This window comes from Sphingomonas sp. ATCC 31555, assembly GCF_000282895.1.
Lineage (GTDB): Bacteria > Pseudomonadota > Alphaproteobacteria > Sphingomonadales > Sphingomonadaceae > Sphingomonas.
This window is the reverse complement of the sequence record NZ_ALBQ01000026.1, coordinates 1-10,390: the sequence shown is the minus strand read 5'-3', so window position 1 is coordinate 10,390 and position 10,390 is coordinate 1. Positions and strand designations below refer to the sequence as shown.

The window sequence follows — 10,390 nt, the reverse complement described above, 5'->3', positions numbered from 1 at the left end:
TGGGAATCCCTCACCGATTCAGTGCGGTCGAAATCCGCTCTAGGTGCCGATCCGCAGCGCACGGTTGGTGGCGCCTGTCATCATCTGCAAATTGAATGGTTTCAAACACGCTTGGCCCGTGTTCAGCGTACGCTCTCGTCGAGAGCCGCTATCTGGGTGGCAGCGAGCAAGAAGGCACCAACGCCGTAATATTGCGTGTCGCCCGCTTCGACCTTCTCGGGCCGGTCACTCACCTGCTGCACATAGCCAAGCCGCCCGTCGCGCTGGAGGGCGCGCTGCAAGGCCGCCCACCCGCGGCGCACGGCAGGTTCATATTCGGCACGCGGCAGCAGGCCGTTGTTGATCCCCCAGGCTAGGCCGTAGGTGTAGAAGCCGGTGCCGCTAGATTCCCGCGGCGATCCTTCCGGGGCGAGCAGCGACGGCGACCAATACCCGTCGGGCTTTTGCAGTTCCTTGAGCCGGCTCGCCATCTGCTGGAACAGCGCTTCCATCCGCACCCGATCGGCATTGTGCCTGGGGAGCAGCGGAAGGATACGAGCCATGCCAGCGAACACCCATCCATTACCGCGGCTCCAGAACTCCTTTCGCCCCTCGGCGTCGCGGCGCTCGAAGAAGCGACTGTCGCGATAGAAAAGCCGCTGGGCCGGATCGTAGAGGAAGTCGGTCGTCGCCCAGAATTCATCCATCGCGAAGTCGCGGTATCGGGGGTCCCCAGTTTGCAGCGACAATTCCGCCAGTGCGGCGGGCGCCATGAACAGCGCATCGCACCAGCACCAGCGCTTCAGGCATTCCGCCGCGCCATAGCCTTCCGGAGGAACGTAGAATGCCAGCGAGGCGATAGCGGGCTGGTTGACTACGCGATCGAAGGTGCGCCGTGCGGGTATTCGTGCAGCCTCGCCGGCGCCGTTGCGCGCAGCCCACAGGTACGCCTGGGTAATGGCATGATCGTCTGCAAAATAGGGGTTGTCGCCGGGGAGCCAGCGATTGGCCGTCCCCATGTCCAGAATGGCTTTGCGGATGCGCGGCGGCCCACCGGCATCGGCGAGCGCCGTCATGCCTATCCAGAAGGCGGCCTGCTCCCATGCACGGGGATTGCGGGTCTCGCCGGTCATTCGCGAAACGGTGTTGCCCTGCATCTGCCCGAGCTGCCAGTCGGCGAGACGCACCGCTGCCTCGATCGCGCTGGACGCCGGCCGCGTTGCCGCCGGCCGCTGGGCCTGCACGGCGCCAGGCGCAGCGGCAAGGAAGATCGATGCCAGGGCGAGATACTTCATGTCGTCGGTCTCCAGATCATGCCTATCCAGCCGCAGCCTCCTGATCGGCCGCGACGATATCCCAAGCGGCAGGAACGCCGACGCTTGGGCAAAGGCGCGCTGGGCGGTGCCGAAGCGCGCCCTACCGTTCAGAACCGGCCGCGGACGCCAAAAGCGATCGTTGTGCCGTTGAAGAAAGAATTGTCGCGGTGCACGCGATTGTTGGGTTGTTGCGGGTTCTCGAAATAGTTGAACGCATTCTCGTTGGTGATGTTCAAGGCATCAACGCGCAGCTCGACAAGATCGTTGATTTTGTACGACACGGTGGCATCCAGATAGCCCTGCGGTGCGAAATAGTTGATTTCGTTGTTGCCGCTGTTGCGCTGTCCGCCGCCGGTTTTCGCACGGTAATTGTAGGATCCGCGGAGCGAGAACGGCCCTTTCTCGTAGAAGCCGGTGATGCTGTAGGTGTAGTCGGGGACCGTCTGAAGCTGGATGACGTCGCCGTTGGTCAGGACGAAATTGAAGTCCAGGCCCTTCTGGTTCTGATCGATCACCGTGAAGCTGCTCGTCAGGCCCAATCCGTCGAACGGCTCAGGCAGGAAGGTGAAGTTCTGCTGATAGGCCACCTCGACGCCCTTCAGCTCCAGGCTCTCGGCATTCTGCACGATCGTGCGGCGTATCAACGGATTGCCGTTTGTAAGCGCGTTGATCTGGTCCAGCGTGCACGGCGTGGTCGGCCCGCCAAAAGCCGCGCAGCTGAAGAAGCTGGCGTCTAGACCAGCCTGCGCGAAGGGAATGTCTTCTATGACAGCGGTCGGCCGATCGACGATGTCCTTCTTGAACACGCCGACGCTCAGCAGCCCGCCCGGCGCGAAATACCATTCGAGTGCCGCGTCATAGGTCGTGGCGATCTGCGGACGCAAATTCGGATTACCCACGGTGACTGCCGCATTGAAGGCATTTGGCACTACGATGCTGCCGGCGATGTCGTTCAGTGCCGCGCGCGTCAGCGTCTGGCCCATCGCGCCGCGCAACACGAGTTTCGAGGTCAAATCGAACGCCAGACTGACCGAAGGCAGGAAGTTCTCGTATCCGCCCTTGCGGTTGGTGGGACTGAAGGTGCCGCCGGCATTGGTATAGTTGTCGATGTCCGTGCGGGTGTCCGAATATCGGATGCCGGCATTGCCGCGCAATTCGTGCCCGGCGATGGGCAGCTTGAAGCTCGTTTCGAAAAAGGCGGACTTTACCGTTTCTTCAGCCTGATAGGTTGCGTTCAGCTGGCGCGGGGCAGCGCGGTTGGAGACATTCGCTGCCAGCGTATCCATGACGAATGCGCGCGAGAAGGTGGCGAAGTTGGAAGGATAGCCGGAATTGCCCCCGTTCGCGAGCGTGCCGTATTGAAGAAACGGATCCATGTTCTGGAACACGCCCGTAGGGTTGGATGCAAAGGTGCCGCCGTTGGGCAGCGCCCTCGCCCGGCCGAGCGCCGAGCCGTCCTGTGAGGTACGTTCCTTGGTGCTGGAGACGTAGCTTCCACCCAGCTTGAATGCGATGCTGCTGTCGCCGCTATCCGCCACCGTCCAGTCGATGGCGCCGCGAACGCTTTTCACTTCGTCGATCTCGCGCTGCAAGCCGAAGCCGAGCGAGGGATCGCGATATAGCCTTGTATCGGTGAAATCGACCGGCGAGCTGATAGTGGGATAGGTGACGTCGACGGTCGGATCGTAGGTCGTCTCTACGCCATAGATATTGGAGACAATGCGATTGCCGGACTGCCAGGCATCGCTCTCGCTGATCGCTGCCTGCGCCGAGACGATAAGAGAATCGCTGATGGTGTATACGCCCCGCGCTACGCCGTATTTGAATTCGGTTTCGAAGTCGCGGAAGAAGCTTTCGGTCAGCAGGCTGGTGTTGCCGAACCGCCCGTATAAGTTGTTGTACTGATCGATCTTAACGTCGAGCGGGATGATTCCGGAATTGCTGCCCCGGCCCGGCAGATCGGTGGTGCCCGGCGCCGTTCGCGTGCTGCGAACCGGCACGCCGAAGGTGAACTCGTCCATCTGGTCGGTCAATTTCGAATAGATGCCGTCGAAGCTCGCCTCAAACCGGCTGCTCTTGTACTGGAGTGAGCCGACGAAACCCAAGCGCTCGCGTTCGGTGTTCGACGTATACACGCGGTAGAATCGCGGAAGGAGGGCATTCTCAACCTGGCTGCGGGTGAGGTTGCCGAAATTTGCCAACGGGCTGTTGAGATTTAGCTCGAACTGGAACGGGCCGCTCGTGTTTGGCGGCACCGGATTTGCCGCCGTCGAATAATAGGGCCGACGCCCAAGCGCGGAGGAATTATAGCCTCCGGTCGACTGGAAGCCGGAACGCTCGTTCACTGTCTTGGCATAGGCAACGCCGAACAGCGCACCGAAATTGCCCCAGGTATCGCTGAGCACTAGCGAGCCGCGGGGCCGCCATTCCTTGGACTGGGAGTTGTAGTTATATTGAGCCGTATAGCGGATCACCCGGCCTGCGCTGTCAAAGGGTCGCGGCGTCTGCAGATCGACATTGCCGCCGATGCCGCCCTCTTCCAGGTGCGCGAGCGGTGATTTGTATACGTCCACGCGGCCGAACAGTTCGGACGGAAACACGTCATAGTTGAAGGCGCGGCTAGAGCTGCCGACGCTGCCCGCCGAAGTGGTGCGAACCGGCGCGCCGTTCAGCGTCGTCACGACGAAGTCGGCACCCAGGCCACGAATTTCCACGCGCTGGCCTTCATTCGTGCCGGAGCCACCATCGCGCGATAGGATCACGCCTGGAATGCGCTGCATCGAGTCGGCGACATTCGCTTCGGGGAACTTGCCGATGTCTTCGGCCACGATCGAGTCGCGAAAGGCGATCTCGTTTCGCTTCAGTTGAACCGCCTGAGCCAGACTGCTGCGGAAGCCGGTGACGACGATTTCTTCCGCCGCCGACACTTCCTGTGCTTCGTCCTGCGCGGCCGCTGGCTGTGCAGGATTGGCCGCACGGGCTTCTTCCTGCGCATGGGAGGGCCCTGCGGCCAGCATGCACGCAAGCGCGCCAGCAGAAACCGCCGACGCGAGATTTCGTCTCCCCATCCTTCTCTCCCTTCACGTTCACGATCTAGCCGTGCGTGCACATCTTGTATGATAACTTCGCTTACGAAGGTCAACCGCAGCTTTTACCCACACGAGCTTGTTATCGTGGGGCACCGCGCCCCGGCACGTTGGCCAGCGCTGCAGAAGAATGGGAGATTATATGATAGCCTGACGGCTTGTCGATCAAACGGCGCCGTATGCGCGCGTGCGCAAGCTCGCGCTCAACGTGGAGTGGCGCGTCAGGCTTTCGTGCATGTGTTGGCGAGCCGCCTCGCGCGCGCGCGCCGAGTCCATGCGGATGATCGCATCGACGATCGCCTGATGCTCGCTAAGTACCTTATCGGCATAGGATTGATGCGCCTCACGGGGCTTGTCGCCAAGATAGAGGGTGCGCGACGGAACGAGACGCAGGCCGAGGAACTCCACGAAGCGGGCGTAATATTCGTTCTGGGTGGCACGCGCGATCGCTAGGTGGAACGCCGCATCCGCGGTTGCCGCCGCAGCCGGATCGTTGGCGACCGCGACCATTTCAGCCAGCGCGTCCTGTATCGCGCCAATATCAGCGGTCGTGCGCCGCGCCGCCGCCAAGCCTGCCATTTCGGTTTCCACCGCCATTCGCATTTCAAGCAATTTTATGACGTCGGCGAGTTCTTGAACCTCATCCCGCGTTATCTGGAAAGCGCGGTATTCAGCGGTTTCCGCGACGAACACCCCCGCCCCCTGGCGGGACACGGTAAGCCCATGAGCGGTCAATCGTGCCACCGCCTCCCGGACCACCGTGCGGCTGACCCGCTCCGCCAGCGCAATTTCCTTTTGTGACGGCAACCGGGCACCGGATGGCAGTTCGCCCGATCGGATCTGCGCTTCCAGCTTGGCGAACAGTTCGTCGGTCAGAGATCCCGTGCGTGCAGTCTCTCCCGCGCCGGCCAAGGCTTCGACAGCAACAGCCTCTTCATCACTTGTCATACCAATCTCCGATGCGTAGGTTTGCTCTAGCACCGGCACATTCGCTAGTCGATGCGGATGCAAGGACAGGGGAGGAACAGTTATGCGATCACTTGCGCACACCTCGCGAGATCCTGTGCTTGGGGGAGAATGAGATGAGCGTACGCGCGCTGCTTGCAGGCCTGAGCCTTGCTCTCGCCGGGCCGGTCCTTGCGCAGGAGCAACCGGCTCCCGAGCGCCTGCCGCCGGTGGTAAACGCCCTCCCCCCTCCGCCCGACCGGACGCCGCGGGTTGCGGTGACGGTCGCCGACTATCGCTACGGCGATCTCCTTTGGGAAAACGACAAGACGGCGCACCGCATCTATTCCCGCGCACTCGAAGCATCGGAGCCGCCCTCCAGCTCCGGCGTCGATAGTTGGGGCAAGAATGTGCGCTGGCCCTACATGGACCGACAGCTGCGCGCGGGCGATCAGCACGGGTACCATGGCGAGGGTCTGGACTTCTACCATGTCGGCACGAGTCGGGGCGCTGGTGGCCTGGGTATCTGGCACGACAACAAGCTCTGGACGTCGCGCAACTATCGCAGCCATAGCATTATCAAAAATGGGCCGGACATCGCCGATTTCACCGTGGCATATGATCCTTGGCCAATTGATATAGCCCGCAAGGTTTGGGAGAAGCGCCGCTTCACGCTTCCGCTTGGCACGCATTTCACGCGCATGGTTTCAACGCTCCACTCGGATCGGCCGGGTGCGCTTATCGTGGGCATCGGCATCGGCAAACGCACGACGGGCGATGGCGGCGAACTGACCGTGGATCGCGCGCGCGGGCTGCTTTCCTGGTGGGGTCCCGACAGTGCGGACCATGGCCGCATGGCGGTGGCAATCCGCGTCGATCCCGTGAACATCGTCGACATCAAACAGGATGCCGACAATTATCTCGTCCTGGTGAAGGTCCAGCCGGGCCAGCCCTTCGTTTATTATTCGGGTTCGGCCTGGAGCCTCGGGGAAGGCGGCTTCCGCACGCGCGAGGCCTGGGATCGCTACGCTGCCTCCCAAAATCTTAACTTCACTGTGCCCAGCTGAACTGACACCTGGAAAATTGCATGGAACGCCGCCAATTCCTTACCGCAGCAGCTGGCGCCGGCACGGCTGCCGCGCTTGCATCGGGCAGCGCCCGCGCAGCCGAACCTTCAGGTGCGGCGGACCGCCGCTACATGCTCGATCTGTTGACGAAAATGGCTGCGCCGATCCTCGGCCCGATGTCACGGGGTACACTGCAGGTGACGTTCCGGCCCGCGCTCAGTCCCAGTTGGGACGGGCGCAATACGAAGGTCGCTTATCTGGAGGCATTCGGGCGACTGATCTCGGGCATCGCACCTTGGCTATCGCTGCCGGACGAAAATACCGCCGAAGGCATGCTGCGCAGAGACTTGCGCCGTCAGACGCTGGCCAGCCTTGCCCATTCGGTCGATCCGAACAGCCCCGACTATCTGCTGTGGCGGAGCGAAGGGCAATCGCTGGTCGATTCCGCCTTCTTCACCCAAGCGCTGCTGCGTGCGCCCAAGCAGCTTTGGGAACCGCTCGACAGCGCTACTAAGGGCCGCATCGTCGAGGAGATCAAGGGTCTGCGCCGCGTGTCGCCGCCGTACACGAACTGGCTGCTGTTCGCGGCCATAAACGAGGCGTTCCTGCTTTCGATCGGTGAGGCCTGGGATCCGATGCGCGTCGATCTGGCAGTGCGCAAGATCAACGAATGGTATGTCGGCGACGGCTGGTATGCCGATGGGCCCCGCTTCCATTTCGACCATTACGGATCCTATGTAATTCACCCGATGCTGGTGCAGGTGCTGGACGTCGTGGCCGCGGCAGGCGTGCGGCTTGCCAACACACCGGCGGAGGATCTGCGCGCGCAGGCTTGGCGGCGAATGCAGCGTTATGGCGAGCACTTGGAGCGTTTGATCGGTCCGGACGGGAGCTACGCGCCGATCGGGCGCTCGCTTACCTATCGGACAGCGGTTTTCCAGCCGCTAGGCCTGCTCGCCTGGCGCAATCGACTGCCGCCGTCCCTGCCTGCGGGACAGGTCCGCGCGTCTACGTTGGCGGCGCAGCGAGCGATCTTCGCCCACCCCAGTAACTTCGATTCGAACGGCTATCTCACGATCGGCTTCGCCCGCGCGCAGCCGACGCTGGGTGATGCCTATTCCAATGCCGGTAGCATGTATATCGCGTCCGAGAGCCTGTTGGCGCTCGGTTTGCCAGCGGATGATGGTTATTGGATCGATCCGCCGCTCGACTGGACCTCAAAAAAAGCTTTTTCGGGGAGTTACTTCCCGAAGGATTATTATGTCGACTATTAACCGTGAGACGCGCCGGGTGCCGCGCAGCGATGCTGTCGCGGCGACCCGGCGACATCCCGTCAGTAGTGGAAGCGGAAGTCGATACCTACGCGGCGGGGCGTGAGCACAGATCGCGCATAATAGCGCTCTACCACGCCGGTTCGCGTCTGGTTGAACGAACTCAGATCGTTGCTGACCGCAGTATAGGCATATTTGTTGAAGATATTGTCGGCAAAGATGCCGATATCGAAGCTGGGCGCACGATAGGTAATCGATGCGCGATGCGTCATATAATCGGGAATTTTCTCGCCAAAGCCACGCAAGCCGACCCGGGAGTAAATGTCGCCGGTATAGGTGGCGGTCCAGTTGGCTTCGATCCGCGCATCGTCGCTCACCGGCTTGGTATAGGTCAGTTGCGCGCTTCCCGAATGCCGCGTCGATCCGGGCAGACGATCGCCCGCCAGTGCGTCGTAACGGACGCCCTGGCTGACCACCAGATCGGGGAAATCCTCGGTTAGATGGGCGTCGGTGTAGGAATAGGTCGCCTGCAGAACCAGATCCGGCACGATCTTGAACGATCCGGAGAATTCGACGCCCTGCGATACTGCGGCACCGGCGTTGGTGGTGATGCCTACCGCGCCATTGACCGTCTGGCTGGGCACCTGCACCTGGCTCCACTTCACCCGGAACGCATCGAGCGTGAACTGCAGTCGCTTGTCGAACACCGAAGCACGCAGACCGATTTCCATATTGTCTGTCTTGTCCGGCCCATAGACCAGCTCGTTCGGCAGAGCGCAGACATTCTGGCCGGGCGGAAGCGGCACGACGCAAGGCGCCACTCGGTTCACGCCGCCGATCCGATAGCCGGTGCTGTAGGTGGCGTAGGCGAGCAGATCCGGGCTGAACCGATACGAGCTATTGGCCTTCCAAACGAACCCGTCGTCGCCGGTATTGCCCGATCGCACCCGGCTGGGTGCAAACTGGATCAGCGGATAGGGCGTGCGCGTCAGGCCGCCGCCGAACAGCGGCGTATCGGTGCCGCCCGTTGCGAAGGCGTCGTAGCGGAAGTAGCGCAGGCCGCCGGTGACCTGCCATGCGGGCGTGATGTGCAGCGTCGCTTCGCCATAAACCGCCTTTTCGACGGTGCGGGTGTTGACGAAGGAGATGTATTCCAGATCGTCGGGCCGGTTCACACCGGCGAAGGCCGCGAAGCCGGGGGTGTATTCCTGGCGATCGGCGGCATATTTCAGCCGGTTGTAGAAGCCGCCGATCACCCAGTTGACCGGGCCGCCGTGCGACGAGACGAGCCGGACTTCCTGGTTGAACTGCTCGTATTTGCGATGGTTGTTCGCGAAGGACGAGAAGGTCGGAAAGGCTTCATAGCCATAATCGAGATCGAGCAGCAGATCGGTGTTGTCGTCGACGTTGACGATTTTCTGCTCCGTATAGGCAGTAGTACTGACAAGCTGCGCTACGTTGAACAGGTTGATGTTCAGTTCGGCCGAGAACAGATCCGCGTTGCGGTTAAACGGCTCAAGATAGCGCCACGGCCCCTCATACCTCCCTGTGCCCAACACACCGGCCCCATTCGCCTGCCGACCGCCGCTCTCAGTTTCCTGATGCGCATAGGTAAGATAGGCTTTGATGTTGGGATTATATTCCAGGAGCAGCGTGTTGCGTGTAGTGAAGGTCTGCTCAAAGTTGACGTCGTCCTGCCGCTTGAAGTTGTTGGCATAGTCCTGTTTGGTACCGAGCGAAGCTTGGGCAGCCGTGGTGCCGCGCACCGGCTGCGGGTTGGAGACGCCGGGCCGCTGCAGGATGTAGTTGTAATCGATGAAGCCGGGATTGTCGTAATAGCCGACCACCGATCGAAGGGCGATGTGATCGCTGACGATCGGAACATTGACCGTCACGTCCCCGATGCGGCCAAAATCGCTGCTGTACGACTGGACATAGCCGCGACCATGCAGGTCTACCGAAAAGCGGGTGCTGTCCGGGCGATTGGGGATGTAGCGCACTGCACCCGCCAGCGTACCGAGACCATAGAGCGTACCCTGCGGCCCTAGCAACGTTTCGACGCGGGCGATATCAATCAGCTTGAAGTCGAGATAGAGCGGCACTTCGCCGAGATAGACGCCGACGGCATCGTTGCCGTTTGCGCCGGAGGCGCTGGTGTCGCCGGATTCTATACCGCGCAGGATGATGTTACCGGTGCTCGCCGGTCCAGTATCGACGATGGTGAGGCCCGGCGTAAAAGCGGCTAGGCCGCGCACGTCATCAATGCGCAGACGGCTGATCGTTTCCTCTGAAACGGCACTGATGTTGATCGGAGCATCCTGCAACGTCACGCTGCGGCGGCTGCCGGTGACGACGATCTCGTTCGCGCTGCCCCCCGCCTGCTCGTCCTGGATCGCGGTTGCCGCCGCTGGGTCGGTCTGCGCCGCCGCGCCGCCGGCGCCGATGCTGGCGAGAACAGTTGCTCCCAATAGTGCCGCGCGTGAAATGGATCGTGCCACCCTAGCCCCCTTTTCTTGTCATATCCCTGGCCGCCTTGTCGGGCGTCTCTGGAATCGCAGACTTTGGGTAAACCGGGCGAACCGCCATGGGGCGTTTGACGTACCGCATTGCAGCATACCCAAAAGGGGACAAACAGTAAACGCCGCACTCCTCGGCAGGAGAACGGCGCGATTTTCAATTGTACTAGAGCGGATTTTGACCGCACTGAATCGGTGAGGGATTCCCAA

6 protein-coding genes are annotated in these 10,390 nt (G+C 61.7%); 2 read left to right on the top strand and 4 right to left on the bottom strand.

Annotation, left to right across the window (positions count from 1 at the left end; all coding sequences use genetic code 11):
* Positions 1-122 precede the first annotated feature (122 nt).
* The 3 genes from B215_RS0112735 to B215_RS0112725 all read right to left on the bottom strand — a co-directional run bounded on the left by B215_RS0112735 (position 123) and on the right by B215_RS0112725 (position 5,362).
* Positions 123-1,274: a glycoside hydrolase family 88/105 protein gene (locus tag B215_RS0112735; protein WP_019370033.1), complete on the bottom strand. Its 1,152-nt coding sequence runs from the start codon at positions 1,272-1,274 to the stop codon at positions 123-125.
* Between the two features lie 128 nt (positions 1,275-1,402).
* On the bottom strand, positions 1,403-4,312 hold the full coding sequence (locus B215_RS0112730) for a TonB-dependent receptor (protein WP_019370032.1): 2,910 nt from the start codon (positions 4,310-4,312) through the stop codon (positions 1,403-1,405).
* Positions 4,313-4,546: 234 nt separating this feature from the next.
* Entirely contained in the window at positions 4,547-5,362 is an 816-nt protein-coding gene (locus tag B215_RS0112725; RefSeq protein ID WP_237718461.1) for a FadR/GntR family transcriptional regulator, read from the bottom strand.
* 101 nt (positions 5,363-5,463) lie between these two features.
* On the opposite strand from B215_RS0112725, the gene B215_RS0112720 reads away from it, so the two are divergent.
* Entirely contained in the window at positions 5,464-6,393 is a 930-nt protein-coding gene (locus B215_RS0112720; protein WP_019370030.1) for a DUF4861 family protein, read from the top strand.
* Between the two features lie 20 nt (positions 6,394-6,413).
* Positions 6,414-7,667 (top strand): DUF2264 domain-containing protein, encoded by a 1,254-nt coding sequence (locus tag B215_RS0112715; RefSeq protein WP_019370029.1) that lies wholly within the window; start codon positions 6,414-6,416, stop codon positions 7,665-7,667.
* Between the two features lie 59 nt (positions 7,668-7,726).
* On the opposite strand, the gene B215_RS0112710 is transcribed toward B215_RS0112715, so the two are convergent.
* Positions 7,727-10,162 carry a TonB-dependent receptor gene (locus B215_RS0112710; RefSeq protein ID WP_026009217.1) on the bottom strand — a complete coding sequence of 812 codons (2,436 nt, stop codon included), beginning with the start codon at positions 10,160-10,162 and terminating at the stop codon, positions 7,727-7,729.
* Positions 10,163-10,390 lie beyond the last annotated feature (228 nt).